The organism is Flagellimonas yonaguniensis (assembly GCF_029193885.1).
Classification (GTDB): Bacteria; Bacteroidota; Bacteroidia; order Flavobacteriales; family Flavobacteriaceae; genus Flagellimonas; species Flagellimonas yonaguniensis.
This window is the reverse complement of the sequence record NZ_JARFVB010000009.1, coordinates 114,390-132,936: the sequence shown is the minus strand read 5'-3', so window position 1 is coordinate 132,936 and position 18,547 is coordinate 114,390. Positions and strand designations below refer to the sequence as shown.

Genomic DNA, 18,547 nt, shown 5'->3' with positions numbered 1-18,547 from the left:
CTCATAATTTGGTAGACCACTAAAAACTTCATCATTGGCAATTCCAAATTTGAAGGTTTTTCCATCAAACCCCACTAACGCGAAATATTCATCATATCCGTCGTGCTCCAAAGTCTTGAACTCGGTAATCGATTCCTCGTCCCAATCGGCCACCACATAAGTCAAGTAAGTCTTAAAATCTCCATTGTAAATTCTCGGCATCGGCGCTCCGCCGTCCCATTTGGGTTTCCAATTAATTTTTTCAATTTTTTCCAATTTCAAACTTTGAGTCATAATGCTCTACAACGGTTCTCGGCTATGATTTCGTTGTGGCTGGCGGCTGGTGAGCGAGGGCGTGGGCCGGTGCGATTTTCCAGCGAGCCAAGGCCGCGTAACGAAAGCATTCCCGTGGTTAATAGTTTTCTTAAAAGTAGGGAATTTAGTTCAAGGCAGGAGGTAACAATGAATTATAGCCAGTGTTGTAGAGCGTTATTTATTTATTCTGTCCACCACTTCTTGGGCAATTCGTTTAGAAGAAGTCCGAAATATTTCAATTTCGTATCCTGTAGCAACAATTTCCAAAATTTCATCTTTAAAAGTCAATAGGTAATGATTCCAATTATCCCATTTCGCTTCGTCATAATATGGGTGAACTTTGTGAATGCGTTTTAATTCTTCAATCCATTTTGAATTTTGAACGATCTGCGCCCATTCGATTCCTTGCTCATAATTTGGTAGACCACTAAAAACTTCATCATTGGCAATTCCAAATTTGAAGGTTTTTCCATCAAACCCCACTAACGCGAAATATTCATCATATCCGTCGTGCTCCAAAGTCTTGAACTCGGTAATCGATTCCTCGTCCCAATCGGCCACCACATAAGTCAAGTAAGTCTTAAAATCTCTATTGTAAATTCTCGGCATCGGCGCTCCGCCGTCCCATTTGGGTTTCCAATTAATTTTTTCAATTTTTTCCAATTTCAAACTTTGAGTCATAATGCTCTACAACGGTCTCGGCTATGAGTAGTTGCGTGGTTTAGCGGTTAACTTTACAAGTACACACCAAACTGAAAATCCGATAGGATTTTCAGAAGTAGGCGAGAATAAGCAATTACTTATAGCCATTGTTGTGCATAGTGTTTTTATTTCGATTTCCATCTTTTGATATGATGTTGCAATCCTGTTTTTGCTCCACCTTTGAAATAACCGCCAGAATTAACTTTGTCAATTAATTTTATTACATCATTTGCATTATCCGATTCCCAATTCAATTCTGTCGTTAAGAATGAAAAAATCTCTTTTGAATTTAATTCGTAATCATATTTTTTCAGCGCTCTTATATAAGTTTTGCATTGTTCTTCGTCCATTGGATGAGTTATTCCTGTTGTCATATTGATAGAATTAGTCAAATCAATAAATGCTTGTTGTACAACTTTGTCAGGTAACGCAGTTTTTTCAATTTCGGTTTCAGTTTTTAAATCTATTGCTCCCCAAGATTGCGCCCAATCTTTTACACTATCTTCTGACCATTGATGCGCAATTATTCCAGCAACATTTTCATAATCATCGTATTTATGTAATTCATTTGAACGTAGTCCAAAAGCAACTACAATCTTTTTTCCTTGCCAGTCATCATTAAAAGTCCGAACAGTTTCAATTTTTAAAGGCGGATAATTTTGGTCTATTTTAACTCCACGAAAAAAGTCTTTTAAATTCCGAGTTTCGAATATCCTTTCTAGATATCCTGTATTTCCTTTGGTGTGGATTAACAAAGTTATTTGAGTTATATCTCCAATTTCATTACATAATTCTAAAGCCTTTTTAAGAGCCAGAACTTCGTTTTCTTTGATTGGACCAATATTGTCGTTATAGTATCTTTTTTTCTCCATTATTTCTCGGTTCGGTTACATTATGCACAACGTTCTCGGCTATGAGTAGTTGCGTGGGTTAGCGATTAACTTTGCAAGTACACACCAAACTGAAAATCCTCGCGGATTTTCAGAAGTAGGCGAGAACAAGCAATTACTTATAGCCATTGTTATGCGCTGATTTTTAGTTCGATTTTCTCAATTAATTCAATAAACTTTTCACTCTTATGTGTCCTATAACAATGTTCCAAAAGGCTTAATTTACTGTGTTTTATAGCACGTGCTTTATTGCTCAAAATCCTAGTTAATAATGCAAATAAAGATTTCCCTCTAATCAAAACATCATAGTTTTCTTTAATGTTATTTTCCAAAGCTTCATCTGCTTTTTTGAAGTCTATTGTCTCAAGAAATTCTTCTTTAATCTCGTGCTTTATGTCACAAAGAACATATTGAGGATGATTTCTCAAATAATAATCGTTACCATTAATAAGATTTTCAACCTCATAAGCATAATATTCAATGAAATTATTCAGAGATTTTGTAAAGGTGTTTTTTTCTTCGTTGCTTAATAAAGATTCAATTTCTCTTCCAAAATATAAATCGTTCTCTATTGAGTAACCATTCGTCCAAATGATTTCGTCATATTCCTCAGGTGGATTAATGTATACATATGCGTCTCTATCAGCTACAAAAACTACACTAATATCAGAGAATTCATTGCGTCTTTCGTAAATTTGTAAAAGTTTATCACGTCCTCCACAAGGAAGAAAACTTGCATTAGTAATGCCTATTTCATCCTCAAGCCATCTATAAACTATTACATCATCTTTTCCTTCTACTAAAACCGTTGTAAGTGATGAGCGTTTTAGAGTTTCTACTATTTCTTCAACCGTTAAATCTAAACTCATACTATTCTCCTCTATCGTCCGACAACATTATTTCTTTATCCGAGTATTTTGAGTATATAAACGGACTGTGAGTAGCCATAAAAAACTGATTATTATTACCTTGATTTAACAGCGTTGGAACCAAAGTTCTTTGCCAATCAGGATGTAGACTTAATTCAGGTTCATCAATAAATATTGTATTGTTTTTTGTGAAAGCATTATAGCAGATAAAACTCAACATTTGTTTTTCGCCAGCAGATAGTTTGTCAGATGATATAGCATTATTTACTTCGCCTAAAGTCAAATTACTCAAATTGATACCTTTATGTTGAAAAATTTTAGTGATTAGATTGGATAATGTTGTGTAAGGCTTTAGCAATGTTTCTCTTTGGTTTTCCATAAATTCAATGTCACTTTGAATTTCGTTCAATGTTGCTTTTTCGCTTTTCCCTTGTTTTTTTATTTTGCGTATAATCTCATCCGACTTTTGTTTTTGAATCAGATTAATTTTTGCATTTATGTTAGTATATTCTTGATTTAGCAAAGCCACAATATCATCAGTTGAAATTGACGTAATAAACCTTTGGTTTCTTGTCGATAAACGTCTGGAAAATTGCTCCAATGCTTCTCTAATTTCATCTGTTGGTCCATATCTAGGGTCAAATCCTTCTTCCATTGAAAATCCACCTTCAATTCTTCTAAATGTGGGAAAGAATATAGTTGGTACAGCAAGTTTGTATATTTCTGAAATTTTTTCTCTAATCCTTGTTGGTCTTCTTAATTCAATTTCTCGAAGATTAGCGTAACTGATTGTAATCGGCTTGTCATTATTTATTCCAATAGTTATAGTATTATCTTCTTGATTTCTTTTAACAGATAATCGGATATTAGAAGTTAAGATTTCAGCGCTTAAGAAATTAACTTCTTTAACTAGAGGTATAATTTTCCCTGAATTTAAAAACCATAACATTTTCAAAATGGTAGTCTTGCTTGAACCATTTTTTCCAGTCAATAAATTCAAATCAGGTTTAAATTCAAGTTCTAATGGTTTTTTTCTACCATTTAGTCCTTCAATGTTTAGCTTTTCTATCATTTTGTTCGTTGTTTTTCAAATTTGCGCATAACGGTATCGGCTATGAGTAGTTGCGTGGTTTAACGGTTAACTTTGCAAGTACACACCAAACTGAAAATCCGCGAGGATTTTCAGAAGTATGTGAGAACAAGCAATTACTTATAGCCATTGTTGGCGGTAGTTATTCTTTTTCTTTCAGCATACCAATTTCGATACTATCATCTTCTTTTTTATGTATTTGAAGAACTTGATTTATCATTAATTTATATTCTTGGTTATTAATAATGCCATCAGAAAGTAATTCAGCTAAAGCTTGTCTCTTCTCTAAAAACACTTGTACTTTAAGACGTTCGTTTTGTAGTTTTTTGTTTTCATTTTCAATTTCTAAAGCTTCAAGCTCCAATAATCTTCGCTTTTTCTCTTCGTCAGAATTTGCTAAATCCATTTCGCTCTGAAGTTTCTCTTTTTCTACTTGTACTTTTTCGGCTTCACTTTTGTTCTTTTCATTTTCATAGTAGTCATTCTCTAATTTTCCTTTAGCAAATTTTTTCGTGGATTCTAAAAGTTCTTCTGCTTCTTTCTTTGCTTCTTCACTTTTAAACCATACTTTAATTTTTGCAAAAATTGAACCTTTTGAAAGTTCCTCAATTTCAAATTCAAGTCCATCAATCGATTTGAATGCTTCCAATAATAGCCAAAGGGAATATATTGATTTACTATCGTCTTTATTTGAAATCTTTAAATCTAAATCCCAAGTTAAATCATTCTCTTTGATATTTTCTTCGTCTTTAGCCAATAGTTTATTAGGCATTTTGACGCTTGTAACCATTCTTAATATGTCACTTGCATTGCTATAATTGATTAAAGTAACCTTGTTAGAGGTAGTTTCAATAATGCCATTTATGGCACTTGCATATGTCCAAATTGAAACTTTAGTGTTTTCTAAATTTTGTTTTAATTCATCAAGTGATAAACCAGTAAAAAGTGATTCTACTTCCTGTACTGAATTTTTTGATACAGCTATTTTAGAAATTTTTTCAAGATTAGTTAGATAGTTCTCTATTACTTCTAAACTCATATGGTCAATGTCATCTGATTTTAGTATTGGTAATATGACTTTTAGTGATTCATTTATTCTTTTGAGTGTAAACTTTGAGGTTTCTGTATTGTCATCACTCAAGTCTTGCATAAATCTCTCGATTTTCAAAACTAACTTTTCAATTTGGTCTTTAGATGTTATTGAAATTGTACCAACTAATACTGCTCTCTCAACATTACCCATTATTATTTCTACAGCACTTTCCTGACCCTCGTCGTCTATTATGTCTAAATCAATATTTTTTGTTATCATAATGTTTGGTTTTAATTACCGCCAACTTGTTTATATACCGAAGTTTCTTCTACATATACTACCAATTCTGTTGGCTATGCCTAAGTTTTGTGAAAATTCGTTCAGTATAGATTCCATGTTTTATTTTCTTACAATGCAATATAAACATATTTACAGGTCATCAAATGGATTGCTGATGTTTTTAATGCTATTCTCGGTAACATGGGTGTAGATCATCGTGGTCTTTGGGCTGCTATGGCCCAATAGTTCCTGTATATACCGTATATCGGTCCCGTTTTCCAATAAATGGGTCGCAAAGCTATGCCGAAGCGTATGCAGCGTAACTTCTTTTCGTATCCCAGCCCTTAAAATAGCATTCTTTAGAACCCATTGTGCACTGCTCCTACTGTACGTTGATGAGTTTTGTCCCTCGAACAAATAAGCTTTGGGCTTATACTGCTTGTAATATTGTCGAAGGGTTTCCAAAAAACTTTGCGATAATAATGTATATCTATCCTTTTTTCCCTTTCCACCCTTAATATGGATCAACATTCGTTTACTGTCAATATCATCCACTTTTAGGTTAATGGCCTCACCAATGCGCAAACCACCAGAATAAATAAGCGCCAAAAGTGTCCTGTGCTTTAAGTTATGGGTCACATCCATAAGCAACCGTACTTCCATTTTGCTCAGTACCACAGGAAGTTTTCTCTCTTTCTTTGGTCTGATAAGGTCCAGAGTGCCAATGTCCATGTCTTTGAACAAAAAATACTTCTTGATACCATTGATACATTGATTCTGGTAAGAAACCGATTTACCTTCACAAACAATGAATTCGTAGTTAAAGGATTCAACCAAATGCTTGGTATAGCTTTTCGATTTCTTGAGAATGGAATACCTGACAAAAAAATGAGTTACCTCCACATAGGTGTTTACCGTATGCGGACTCAATCTCTTTTCTTCCAACCACTTTCGGAATCTCATTAAATCCTCTTTGTGAAACGAATCAATAGGAGGCAAAAAAAGACGTTTCCTCTTGACTGGAGCCGCTACTTGCTTTTGAGACAACTCAGAATAGTCGACATAACACTTGATTTTTCGCAAATGATTGAACAACAGCCCTAAGTTTTTTGCGGAGTTTTTCAAGTGAAACTTACCATTCGAGTTGTTTCTTTTTAAGCCAGGTAAACCAATGAGATGGCTTTCCACTTTGGGGTCGGGATCAAAGTTGATGAGAATGATCTCTTCCCCGTTTTGTTCTCCCCGAACCAGTTTTACGGTTTTCATCCTGATATATTTAAGATGTAATGGGGAATGCTGCGCTATGTAACCATCGATGGGAATCGATAGTGGTCGTCAAATTACAAAATCAATTTGTATTTCTTCTGATATCCCTCGGCCAACCAAAAAATAAAGTAGGGAAGGGGGCTACAAATCCTTTACATAGGTACACCTGCGCTTAATCACTTTGGGGTCAAAATGCTTCCACATTTGTTGTATGGCGATATTGTCCTCCAATTCTGGCGTACGAATACAGTTGACCACCCCACGCTTTTTAAAAGTGTGGTGGAATTCATTGAAAATAATGGAGGTCACCCCTTTGTTTTGGTACTTCGGATGGATGCCGATTAGATAAAAAATGGCATCCTTACTATGTTTACGGGCATGCAGCAAGTGGAAAATCCCAAAAGGGAACAGTTTGCCATTGGCCTTTTGCAATGCGCCGGAAAAAGAAGGCATTACAATGGCAAAGGCCACCAGATTATCCTCCGCATCCACCACGAATTTGATATACTCTGGATTGATGAAACTGATATATTTTTTCTTGAAATACTCCTTTTGGATATCAGTGATTTTCACAAAGGACGATAGCTTGGAGTAGGAATCATTGAAAAGGTCGAACATCTTGTCCACCCAAGGCATGATCTCCGAACTTTTTTCAAAATTCATTTCCCGTAGCCCATATCTTTTTTTAATCAATACATTGGCCTTTGCAAACAGTTTTGGGTCTGCATTGGCCGCCAAAAAGGTACTTTCAGTATATTTTTTTTCCGTGGCAAAGCCATGATGTTCAAAGTGGGAAGGGTAGTAGGGATGGTTGTACCAGGTAATCATGTTTCCGATCTGGTCAAAACCTTCGGTAAGTACGCCGACCTTGTCCAAATTGGAGAAGCCCACGGGACCCTCCATATATTCGAGCTGGTTTTCCTTTCCTATCTCACGGACTTTGTCCAATAAGGCTTTGGATACCTCAAGGTCATCCACAAAATCGAACCAACCAAAACGCATTTTCTTGAGCCCTTGTTCCTTTACTTCCAGCCAGTTGATGATGGCTGCTACACGCCCCACGATCTTATTGTTCCTGTAGGCCAAAAAGAATTGGGCTTCCGCCGTTTCAAAAACTGGGTTTTCGTCCTTGTCAAAAGAGGCCATTTCATCTTTGATGATAGGAGGCACCCAATATGGGGAATCCTTGTAGATCGAAAAAGGGAATTTTACGAAACGCTTAAGGTCGGATTTGGACTGAACCTGTTTAACGGAAACCATACTTGCAAATTAATGCCCAATATTATGAATATTACTTGCAGTAGAAAAATGAAGTTTGTGGAAAACTTAAAAATCGATGCTCCCGCCACTTTTTTTATTACGCCTTTTTGATTTTTTGTTGGCGTTCTTTTTGATTTTGCCATTCATGCCCGACTGCTGTTCGTTGATAGGGATAAGCTCATCCTTGTGGAAATCCAAGCGGTAAGAAAACCCTAATACCACAAAAATTCGGGATGGGTCGTTTTTAAAACCGGAGCCCAAATGGAAATCAGCCTGGAAATTAGGATTGATCAAGCGTGCCACACCCGTTCTCAAAATGATGTCAGAATAACGGTCCCCGGAAATCCCTTGTCCCTCAAAGAAAACGCTCCATCTCGGATCGCGAAAGGCATGCGTTACCGATAGGGCGTAGCGCCATTCCGGAAAATCGGTGGTAATGCGGTCGTAGGCAATGTTGGAGATCAGTACAAATCGTGGGGAAAGCCTACTCTGGGTTTGTATGCCACCACGGTACGATACCGTAGGCTCATTGGGATAAAATGGATTGTCGCCCACTACAAAATTGGCCCCGCCATACACCGATACAGCAGGAATCAAGTTTTTCCATTGGAATACATTGTTGGCCCTCCAACTGTACAAATTCGGTTTGTTGCGTTCCGGATTTTTGAACGGGTCAAAAACCAAATATTTTAAACCCACTCGGTTTCGTGAAAAATTCGTCAAGTTGCCCTCAATGCCCAAATCGGGATAGGTAATGTTCTGGGTAATGAACGACCCTTCGGCAATTATCTCCAATTCCTCAAAAAGCAATCCGTACCTAAAAGCGTAATCGGCCCCAAAAATGTTGGAGTCGGAATTCAAATCGGCATTGTCCTGCTGTTCGTACAGCATTCCTACCTCTGCCTGAATCACATTTTTACCAACGGCGTAAGCACTCGCTGCCCTTCCAGGTCTGTTGGAATTGATCACATCGGTATATTGTGCAAAAATGAAGGTTGGGAATAGAACGAAAAGGAAAAATGACTTTTTAATCATGGAAATGTCCATATAACTGGGTTTTTAATACTATTTTAAGATACGTTTGATGGGTTTACGCTACTAACAGTGTAAATTTGATTCAATAACTAAGGTTATATGGTTTTACTGAAAACGATTTTAATTGTCATATTAGTATACTACGGGTTCAAATTCCTTATGAAGTGGTTGGCCCCGAAGCTCCTGAATTATGCTGTGAAAAAGACGAACGAGCGTTTTGGTCAACAGTTCGGAAACCCGCAAGATTTTGATAATGGGCGACATAATGAAGGGGAGACCACCATTTCCAAAAAACCGCCCCGCAAATCCAATCCCTCAAAAAAAGTTGGAGAATACATAGATTTTGAGGAAATTGATTAATATTTGCCGAATCAAAACCTATCCATGAATCTTTCTCCAAAAGCCATTATCACCCATATCTGTGTTATTGCTTTGTTTATCCTTGCCTCGCTGGTCTATTTTTATCCGGTTTTGCAGGGAAAAGCCATTTTTCAATCGGATATTGCCCAGTACAAGGGCATGGCCCACGAACGGGATGCCTACAAAGATGTAACGGGCGAGGAATCCTACTGGACCAATAGCGCTTTTGGCGGTATGCCAACTTATCAATTGGGAGCCAACTATCCGCATAACTATATCAAGGAATTGGACCGTTTGATTCGATTCCTGCCTAGACCTGCCGATTATCTTTTTCTCTATTTGATAGGATTTTATATGCTGCTTTTATGTCTGAAGGTGGACTTTAGATTGGCGGCACTGGGAGCCATTGCTTTTGGGTTCTCCACCTATATGATTATCATTCTTGGCGTGGGCCACAATGCCAAAGCACACGCGTTGGGGTACATCCCAATGGTTTTGGGGGGAATAGTACTCGTTTTTCGTAAAAAATATATCCTTGGATTCATACTGACCGCATTGGCCATGGCACTGGAAATAAATGCCAATCACTACCAAATGACGTATTATTTTATGCTTTTGGTGCTGATCATGGGCTTGGTATATCTGATCTATGCCATCAAGGAAAAAGAAATCAAACACTTTTTTGCCTCGGTGGGTATTTTGGTTTTGGCCGTAGTGCTATCCATTTTCACCAATGCCACCAGCCTTATGGCCACCAAGGAATACGCGGATTGGAGTACCCGTGGTAAATCAGAACTTACGGTAAACCCCGATGGAAGTGAAAAAGAAATTTCCACTGGGCTGGACAAAGAATATATAACGCAATACAGCTACGGAATCGCCGAATCGCTGAACCTATTCTCACCCCGATTGTTCGGAGGTTCGGGAGGTGAGAATCTGGGCAAGGCTTCCAAAGCCTACGAATATTTGACCAATCAAGGACTATCGCCGACCAAGGCAGTGGAATTTTCAAGCAGTTTGCCTTTGTATTGGGGAGATCAGCCCATAGTGGCCGCACCAGCATACGTAGGGGCCATTGTGTTCTTTCTGTTTATGTTGGGCGTATTTCTGGTGGATGGCAAAAAGAAATGGTGGTTGTTGTCAGGTGCTATTCTGTCCTTATTGCTTTCTTGGGGTAAAAATTTCCCTTTGCTCACCAATTTTATGATCGATTATTTCCCCATGTACAACAAGTTCAGGGCCGTTTCTTCCATTCAGGTGGTCTTGGAGCTGTGCTTGCCCGTGTTGGGGATTTTGGGAATACGGGAACTGTTCAAATCTTCTGTTGACCAGAAGGAAAAACTAAAGGCTTTAAAACTGAGTTTCTTTGTTTCCATAGGACTTGGCATTGTGATTTTCTTGTTGAAGGGCTTCTTTGATTTTGAGGGTATGCGGGATGAAATGTACCGTGGTTACTTTGGCGATGAATTGATGACCATGATCCAGCGAGATCGTGAAGCCGTCTATGTTAGCGATACGATCCGTTCATTGATCTATGTGGCCCTGGCCGCTGCGGCATTGTGGTTTTTTATCAAAGATAAAATCAACAGAAACATATTGGTATTCGCTTTAGGTGCCCTTATCCTGTTTGATTTGGTGGGCGTGGACCTCAGATATGTGAACGAGGACGATTTTGTGCGTCAGCGACAGGTAAATGAACCCTTTCAAGCGAATCAGATAGATCAGATGATTCAACAGGATGACTCCATTTTCCGGGTTTTCGACCCACAAGAAGGCTTGAACGGTGCCCGAACTTCTTATTTTCATAAATCTGTGGGTGGGTATCATGCGGCCAAGCCTCGTGCGCTTCAAAATCTGTTCGAGTACCATCTGTACCAGAACAATCTTCAGGTCATGAATATGTTGAACGTGAAATACGTCATTCAACAGGATGAGGAAGGGAACAGTTATCCTGCCATAAACCCCGATGCCAATGGCAATGCATGGTTTGTAGATCAATTGGTGCCTGTTTCATCGGCCAATGAGGAAATTTTGAAACTCAAGGATTTCAATTCCAAAACCCAGGCTGTGGTAAATACCAAGGAGTACCCAGAATTGACCAAATTACGGTATTCGGTAGATTCTGTGGCAAGCATCGATTTGGTGGAGTATCGCCCAGATTATTTAAAATATAGTTCCAACAATGCCAATGATGGTTTTGCCGTATTCTCCGAAATGCATTACCCATCAGGTTGGAATGCCTTTATTGATGGAGAATCTACAGCCCACTACAAAGTAGACTATGCCCTTCGTGGCATGAAGGTCCCTGCCGGCCAGCACGAAATCGAGTTCAAATTTGAGCCCGAAGTAGTGGAAACGGGAAGTAAGATTACCTTGGTATCCAATATTCTCTTGGGATTGATCATTGTCGGAGGATTGGGCTTTACCCTGTTCCGAAATAAAAAGGAAGAATCCTAATGCGAAAAATCTTGGTCATAGCATACTATTGGCCTCCTGCAGGGGGACCAGGGGTACAGCGTTGGCTTAAGTTCACAAAATATTTGCCGGAGTTTGGAATGGAACCCATCGTTTACGTTCCAGAAAACCCAAGCTATCCCTTAGTGGATGAAAAATTGGTAGAAGAAATTCCCGCGTCCATCAAAGTCCTGAAACAGCCCATAAAAGAACCCTATCGTTGGGCTTCGTTGCTTTCCAAAAAGAAGACGAGGACCATTAGTTCGGGAATCATCGAGGAGAAAGACCCATCGTTTATCGAGAATATGTTGCTTTGGATTCGTGGCAACTTTTTTATTCCCGATGCGCGGAAACTTTGGGTAAAACCATCCATTTCTTACTTGGCAAAAGTGATTGCGGATGAAGGCATTGAAACCACCATTACCACAGGGCCACCGCATAGTCTGCATTTGATCGGGCTTGGCCTGAAAAAGAAGTACAATATTCAATGGATTGCCGATTTTCGCGATCCTTGGACATCCATAGGCTATCATAAAAAATTACGGCTATCGGAATATGCTCGGCTAAAGCACAAGGCTTTGGAAAAAGGAGTGCTTTTGAAGGCGGACAAAATTGTGGTGACCAGCCACACCACCAAAGCAGAGTTTGAGACCATTACTCCAAAACCCATAAAGATAATCACCAATGGTTTTGATGATGAATTGAAGCCAGTTGCCCTGGATTCCAAATTTACCATTTCGCATATTGGCTCCTTGCTAACGGGAAGAAACCCTTTAGGGTTTTGGCAAGCATTACATGAATTAATTGCTGAAAATGAAGCGTTTAAAAAAGCCCTAAAAGTACAATTGGCAGGCGTAGTGGGAGAGGAAGTGTTACAATCCATGAAAGACTTTGGATTGGATGATTATGTGGAACAGTTGGGCTATCTCTCGCACGATAAGGTCTTGGAAACCCAGCAAAAATCACAGTTGCTTTTATTGTTGGAGATAGATTCCGAAGAGACAAAAGGCATCATCCCGGGAAAATTATTCGAATATTTGAATGCCAAGCGGCCCATTTTGGCCATTGGCCCTGAAGGATGGGAGGCAGGTGCGATGGTGGAACACCACCATGCTGGAAATATGTGTTTGCATACTGATGTGGCGACCTTAAAAAATGTACTTTTGGAAGCATTCCATCAATTCGAAAAAGGTACACTGGTTTGCAATTCGGAAGGGGTAAGGCAGTACCACAGAAAAGCATTAACGGAATCTTTGGCTAAATTTATCTAATGGGCGTTGTTCTAAAACAATCCATACAGAATACCGTGGTAACGTATTTGGGGTTCTTTTTTGGGGCCATCAATACGTTGTTCCTCTACATCAAGATTTTACCAGATGAGTATTACGGGCTGGTCACGTTTATTTTGGCATCAGGTGCCATCCTTATGCCCTTGATGGCCTTTGGAGTTCATAATACTATGGTAAAGTACTATAGCAATCATCAAGAGACCGAAAAAGACGGTTTTTTTACTTTGATGCTGTTGATTCCTTTATTGGGGATATTGCCCCTGGCCTTGGTAGGCCTAATTTGGTATGACCCCATTGGGGACTGGGTGTCCCAAGTAAATCCTATGGTAAAGGACTACTTGTGGTATGTCTTTTTTGTGGGACTGGCCATGGGCTATTTTGAAGTATTTTACTCTTGGGCCAAAGTACATTTAAAGTCCGTTTTTGGAAACTTTATGAAGGAGGTTTTCGCTAGGATAGGGGTATCCATCCTGCTTATCCTTTTATATTTTGATATGATTTCGCTGGACATCTTTTTTAAGTGTTTGGTGGGATTGTATTTATTGCGGACGGTAATCATCAAAATTTATGCATTTACCCTACGGATGCCCAAATTGGATTTTAGGTTTCCGTCCATTACCAAAGAAATTCTGTCTTATTCTTTCTTGATTATTTTGGGCGGCTCGGCGGCTTTGATTTTGCTTGAAATCGATAAGGTCATGCTGAATCAGTTCATCAGTATTGAGAATGTGGCGTACTACGGGGTATCGGTATACATTGCCACGGTAATTATTGTGCCTTCCCGTGCGATGCACCAGATTACTTACCCATTGACCGCGGAACTGCTGAACACCCATAATGATGTTGGACTCGATAAATTGTACAAAAAAAGCTCGCTGACCCTGTTTATTGCCTCGGGTATTCTGTTTGTACTGATCATCCTCAACTTGAACGACTTGTATTTGATGCTGCCCGAGAACTATAGAAATGGTTTTGTTATCGTATTCTTGATCGGGTTGGCCAAAGTGATGGATTCGCTGTTGGGCAACATTAATTCCATTTTGTACAACTCCCAATACTATAAAACGGTTTTGGTTTTTGGGGTATGTTTGGCCGCGTTGACCATTCTCCTGAATTATTTGTTGATTCCTAGGTTTGGTCTTGAGGGTGCTGCTTTCGCTAGTTTTGTTTCCATTTTCATCTTCAATTTGGTAAAGCTGGTTTTTGTGAAGATAAAGTTTGGTATTATGCCCTTTACTTCGGCTACTTTTAAGGTGTTCGCTACGTTGGTGCTGTTGGCCGTTCTGTTTGACTTATTGCAGTTTCAGTTTCATCCCATTATCAATATTGGCTTAAAATCATTGCTTATTGTAGTCATGTACGTAGGGATTCTGTACCGCTTCAATATTTCTGAAGATGTGACGGGGTTCCTTTCCAAATGGCTCAAAAAAAATACCCCATAGCGAATAAATTCAACTACGGGGTAAACAACTAACCAACCTAAAAATCTATCTAATTATTTCTTTTGGAAGAACCTCTGGTGCTGCTTGTTCTTGCACTACTTTTTCTAACACTTGAACTTCTACTTACGTTAGCTCTGGAGCTACTCGTTCTACTTGAAGAGCTTTTCCTTACACTAGGGCTGGAACTTCTGGAAACAGCTTTCCTTGAAGAGCTTCCCTTGCTTACCGTAGACCTGCTTGACGTTCTCGATGTGGTCTGTGGTTTTCTGTACGTACTTTGTGAAGATCGTTTTACCGTTCCATTGCTTGTACTTGGGGCTACTTTTCGGGCAGTGTAGCTTCTATTGTTTGAAGTTCGTGCTGCCTTGCTATTGGAAGCCGTTGTTCTTCCGGATCTTGTTACACTACTTGACTTTCTATTCGTATTGCTCCTAGCATCTGTGGAAGCGACTTTTTGTCTTTGTACTGTATTGCTGGAACGGTTTACCGTTGTATTTCCTCTTCTTGAAGAATTATTGGCTACCGTTGCATTACTTCTACCATAATCCACTCTTCTTGCTCGGTTGTCCCTCACAGAAACTCTTCTATCATTTCTATAGATATTGTCTCTTCGATATCTGTTGTTGTTTCTGTACACTTTGCCCAATCTGGCATAAGCCCTTCTGGTATTGTATCTGTAAGGAGCATAATATGTATACCGGATTGGTCTGTAATATCTTCTGTAAGGTCTTGCGTACACATTACAGAAACCTAATGTGGGCCTTACAAAATACCTATGGAAGGGTCTGTACACATATCTTCTATTGTAAATGTTGATATAACCTGTGTAGTGACTGAAAACACCTCCGTTATAGTACACGTACAATCCACCGATTCTATGAACTCTACCGTTGTTGTACCAGATATTTACGTCCCCTATTTGAGAAACACGACCGTAATAATCGTAAAAGACAGGGGTGTTCTCAACTTGGATGACAGCACCGTAATCATCGTACTGTACATAGGGATTGTAATTATATCCTGAGTTAAAGGTAATTCCCACGTTTCCGATTTGTGCACCAACACCTATATTAACCCTGTTGTCCATATAGAAATCGAACTCACCATCGGGATAAACGGAAAATGTTACGCCACCTTCAACAAAGATGAAAGAATTTCCATATCGGTAATTCGTGGTGGCAGCCACTGTGTTGGTTGTTTCTGCTTGGATACTTGGTATTCCAAAAACAACCGCTGCTATAATGAGTACTAACTTTTTCATACTACAAGGTTTTAAGTTCTAGATGCAACTATTTACATCCACCCTATAATAAGCAATCAGCGTGCCATAAAATACAACACGCTGATTATCAACATAAAAACTAGATAGAATTACTTATTGAATGATAAACATAGACCTTCTGTTCAATTGATGGGCTTCTTCTGAGCAGTTTACACCATTGGAGCAATTATTGATCAATTGTGATTCCCCATATCCTTTTGAGGATAGTCTATCTCCATCGATACCCTTCTCGACCAACCATTCAAGTGTGGATTTTGCCCTTCTTTCGGATAATTGCATATTGTAGGCATCGTTTCCTCTGGAATCGGTATGGGATTCAATATGAATATTCAATTGTGGGTATTCTTTCATGGCCTGCAGTATTTTGGCCAATTCCACTTCGGCATCGGGTCTGATGTTGTGTTTGTCAAAGTCGAAATAGATAGGTTGTAAATCCAATCTACAGCCAAGGTCGTTCACAGGGCAATCGGGAGGGGTAAGGGCCAAATCTACTTGAAGCATCATAGAGCCTTGGGGAGTCATAACCACTTTTTCGACGGGCTCATATTCTTTCTGCTCGTTGGAAGCTCTGACCACGTATTGTTTTTCACAATCCATGTCGTCCTCAAATTGATAGTTTCCATTCGCTTCTGTAATTCCTTGGGATACCACTTGATTGTTCCCATCCATCAAATACACCTTTGAACCTTCCAAGGGTTCCCCGGTTTTTGCGTCGGTAATGGCACCATAGATCACAGGGTTGCAGTTTTCGGTCAAAAGGTAGATGTCATCAGAGCTACTACCGCCATTACCCTCTCTATTGGAGGACAAGTAACCGATTTTTTCTTTTTCCTTTACGATAAACCCAAAATCATCTTGATGGGAATTGATGGGTTGTTCCAGATTGGTTACTGCATAAAATCCTTCGGAATCATTATGGGAAGTCCTGAAAATATCCAAGCCCCCAAGTCCCACGTGACCATCACTAGAGAAGTACAATCTATTTTCATCGCTTATAAACGGAAAGGTCTCTCGTTCCTCCGTGTTGATGATAGGTCCCAGATTCGTTGGTTCACCATAAGAGCCATTTTTAAGGATATCCACATACCAGATGTCCGATTTGCCCAAGGAGCCATCCATGTCGGAAGAAAAATACAGTCTTGTTTCCTCTAGGTTCAATGCGGGATGGGCCACGGAATAGGAGTCATCGTTGAAAGGGAGTTCCTTTACATTGCCCCAAGTTCCATCATCATTTTTGGTGGCTTTGTAAATTTTTAGGCTTACCAACCGTTTTTTGCCCCGCTTCTTTTTGCCATCGATATAATTGTTTCTTGTAAAGTAAACGGTTTGACCATCTTTGGTAAATACTGCGGAGGATTCGTGATATGGGGATTTAATGTCGCCTTGCAACTGCTTTACATTTTTCAAACTACCATCGACATCTATTTCGGCTTCAAACAAATCTAGATAGGGGAGACCGTTCCAGTCGTGGATCTTGTTTCCTTCAGTATTGATGGATGAGGATGCAAATACAATGTTGTTGCCATAGAACGATGGTCCGAAATCGGAACCGGAGAGTTCCGTTGTGATATTGGTTACCTTGAACTTTTTGTTTTGGGAATTGGCCAATTGCTCAAAGGATTCCCAATTGTTCATTTGCGTTTGTGCCAAGTTGGAATTATTGGAAGCGGCCGTGAATTTTTCCACCATTATTTTGGCTTCTTCATATTTCCCCACGCTTTTTAATGTTTGTGCCGCTCGGAAATAATACTCGGGCTCTATTTCATCGGGGTAGCTGTCGATGAGTTTTCCATACCATTTGTTTGCCTCGGGATATTCACTGTTAAAATAATAGGTGTCTCCCAACTTTTCGAACACTTGTGCCGATTCGTAACCATCCCCGACCACATTCAAGTATATTTTCCGGGCATCTATATAGTCGTAGTTTTCAAACTCTTCGTTGGCTTTTTTGATTTTGTTCTCTTGTGCAAATGCGCCACCCATCAATAAAAAGACGGAAAGCATGCCTATGATTGTTCTTCTTTTCATTGTGATCGTTTTAAAAAAATCTTGGGGTTACTATACGGTCTGATTTGTTGAAGATGTCGAAACGAAGAAATACTTCGTAGGAACCATCACTGTACTTTTCTATATCAGTGGATTGATAATCGTAGGCCACACCCGCGAAGAAATTGGGCGATATTTGGAATCCTGCCAACGCACTTACCGAAGCACTCCATCTGTACGAAGCCCCCACTGTGAACTTTTCATTGATCAAGAAGTTGGCTGAAATATCCCATTGTAATGGGGAACCACTTACATATTTTACCAGCGTTGCTGGTTTGAACTTTAAATTTTCATTTAAGTCGAAAACATAACCTGTGATGAAGAAATAGTGCAAACGTTCAATGGCAATATCATCGGTATTGGCATTTTCCAAGGAACTTTCATCGAAATGTTTGGTGTTCAAAAAGTTGGGTACGGACAGCCCTGCGTAGAACTTATCATTGTTCAAATATAAACCTGCTCCAACTTGCGGCTGCAGTTCATTGTCCACATTGGATTGAAAATAGGGATCGTTTTGTTCAGAAAGTGTCAATTTCGAGTAATCCACATCCAACATATCCAACCCGGCTTTTACGCCGAATGCTAGTTTTGTATTATAAGAAAGGTTTATGGAATACGAATAGTCAACAACCACATTGGACTCCACGGCCGGACCAATTTTATCGTATATAATGGATAATCCGAGCCCCATGTTGTCGTAGAGCCCAATAGGGGAATTCACGGTAAAGGTCCCGGTTTCGGGAGACCCTTTCAAACTTACCCATTGTGTTCGTCCCAAAAGTCCAAAACTCAATACTTCCCTGTTGCCGGCATAGGCAGGGTTCACGACCTGGGTATTGTACATATATTGTGTGTATTGTGGATCTTGCTGAGCCTTCGATGTATAAATGGTGGATAGAAGCAGCAATGCAAACAGGCAATGGTTTCTATAGGTTTTTAGATGTATCATCCTCTCG

At 39.4% G+C, this 18,547-nt stretch carries 16 protein-coding genes; 4 read left to right on the top strand and 12 right to left on the bottom strand.

Annotated elements, in window-relative coordinates; genetic code table 11:
• The 9 genes from PY092_RS14140 to PY092_RS14100 all read right to left on the bottom strand — a co-directional run.
• Positions 1-255, bottom strand: a 255-nt coding sequence (locus tag PY092_RS14140) for a hypothetical protein (RefSeq protein ID WP_275616452.1), incomplete at its 3' end; no start/stop codon positions are given.
• Positions 256-468: 213 nt separating this feature from the next.
• Positions 469-957: a hypothetical protein gene (locus tag PY092_RS14135; protein ID WP_275616451.1), complete on the bottom strand. Its 489-nt coding sequence runs from the start codon at positions 955-957 to the stop codon at positions 469-471.
• A gap of 164 nt (positions 958-1,121) precedes the next feature.
• Complete coding sequence (locus PY092_RS14130) at positions 1,122-1,868, bottom strand: hypothetical protein (RefSeq protein WP_093145584.1); 747 nt, start codon at positions 1,866-1,868, stop codon at positions 1,122-1,124.
• A gap of 149 nt (positions 1,869-2,017) precedes the next feature.
• Complete coding sequence (locus PY092_RS14125; protein WP_275616450.1) at positions 2,018-2,755, bottom strand: transcriptional regulator; 738 nt, start codon at positions 2,753-2,755, stop codon at positions 2,018-2,020.
• 1 nt (position 2,756) lies between these two features.
• On the bottom strand, positions 2,757-3,827 hold the full coding sequence (locus tag PY092_RS14120) for an AAA family ATPase (protein WP_275616449.1): 1,071 nt from the start codon (positions 3,825-3,827) through the stop codon (positions 2,757-2,759).
• A gap of 160 nt (positions 3,828-3,987) precedes the next feature.
• Positions 3,988-5,157 (bottom strand): hypothetical protein, encoded by a 1,170-nt coding sequence (locus PY092_RS14115; protein WP_275616448.1) that lies wholly within the window; start codon positions 5,155-5,157, stop codon positions 3,988-3,990.
• 150 nt (positions 5,158-5,307) lie between these two features.
• The gene (locus PY092_RS14110; RefSeq protein WP_275616447.1) at positions 5,308-6,423 is read right to left on the bottom strand and encodes a tyrosine-type recombinase/integrase; all 1,116 of its coding nucleotides are present in this window, start codon (positions 6,421-6,423) and stop codon (positions 5,308-5,310) included.
• 141 nt (positions 6,424-6,564) lie between these two features.
• Positions 6,565-7,683 (bottom strand): GTP cyclohydrolase, encoded by a 1,119-nt coding sequence (locus tag PY092_RS14105; RefSeq protein ID WP_275616446.1) that lies wholly within the window; start codon positions 7,681-7,683, stop codon positions 6,565-6,567.
• 66 nt (positions 7,684-7,749) lie between these two features.
• Complete coding sequence (locus PY092_RS14100; RefSeq protein ID WP_275616445.1) at positions 7,750-8,730, bottom strand: transporter; 981 nt, start codon at positions 8,728-8,730, stop codon at positions 7,750-7,752.
• 147 nt (positions 8,731-8,877) lie between these two features.
• Between PY092_RS14100 and PY092_RS14095 the strand changes: the two genes are divergently transcribed.
• The 4 genes from PY092_RS14095 to PY092_RS14080 are packed head-to-tail and all read left to right on the top strand — an operon-like array spanning position 8,878 to position 14,263.
• Complete coding sequence (locus PY092_RS14095) at positions 8,878-9,078, top strand: DUF4834 family protein (protein WP_417958167.1); 201 nt, start codon at positions 8,878-8,880, stop codon at positions 9,076-9,078.
• Positions 9,079-9,102: 24 nt separating this feature from the next.
• Entirely contained in the window at positions 9,103-11,535 is a 2,433-nt protein-coding gene (locus PY092_RS14090; RefSeq protein ID WP_275616443.1) for a YfhO family protein, read from the top strand.
• The gene (locus tag PY092_RS14085) at positions 11,535-12,803 is read left to right on the top strand and encodes a glycosyltransferase (RefSeq protein ID WP_275616442.1); all 1,269 of its coding nucleotides are present in this window, start codon (positions 11,535-11,537) and stop codon (positions 12,801-12,803) included. Before PY092_RS14090 ends, PY092_RS14085 begins: the two co-directional genes overlap by 1 nt.
• On the top strand, positions 12,803-14,263 hold the full coding sequence (locus tag PY092_RS14080) for a lipopolysaccharide biosynthesis protein (protein ID WP_275616441.1): 1,461 nt from the start codon (positions 12,803-12,805) through the stop codon (positions 14,261-14,263). Before PY092_RS14085 ends, PY092_RS14080 begins: the two co-directional genes overlap by 1 nt.
• Positions 14,264-14,312: 49 nt before the next feature.
• On the opposite strand, the gene PY092_RS14075 is transcribed toward PY092_RS14080, so the two are convergent.
• The 3 genes from PY092_RS14075 to PY092_RS14065 form a co-directional block, all read right to left on the bottom strand.
• The gene (locus tag PY092_RS14075; RefSeq protein ID WP_275616440.1) at positions 14,313-15,524 is read right to left on the bottom strand and encodes a hypothetical protein; all 1,212 of its coding nucleotides are present in this window, start codon (positions 15,522-15,524) and stop codon (positions 14,313-14,315) included.
• 114 nt (positions 15,525-15,638) lie between these two features.
• Positions 15,639-17,573, bottom strand: coding sequence for an OmpA family protein (locus PY092_RS14070; protein ID WP_275616439.1), 1,935 nt, complete (start codon positions 17,571-17,573; stop codon positions 15,639-15,641).
• A gap of 10 nt (positions 17,574-17,583) precedes the next feature.
• Positions 17,584-18,540, bottom strand: a complete 957-nt coding sequence (locus PY092_RS14065; protein WP_275616438.1) for a PorP/SprF family type IX secretion system membrane protein — start codon at positions 18,538-18,540, stop codon at positions 17,584-17,586.
• Positions 18,541-18,547 lie beyond the last annotated feature (7 nt).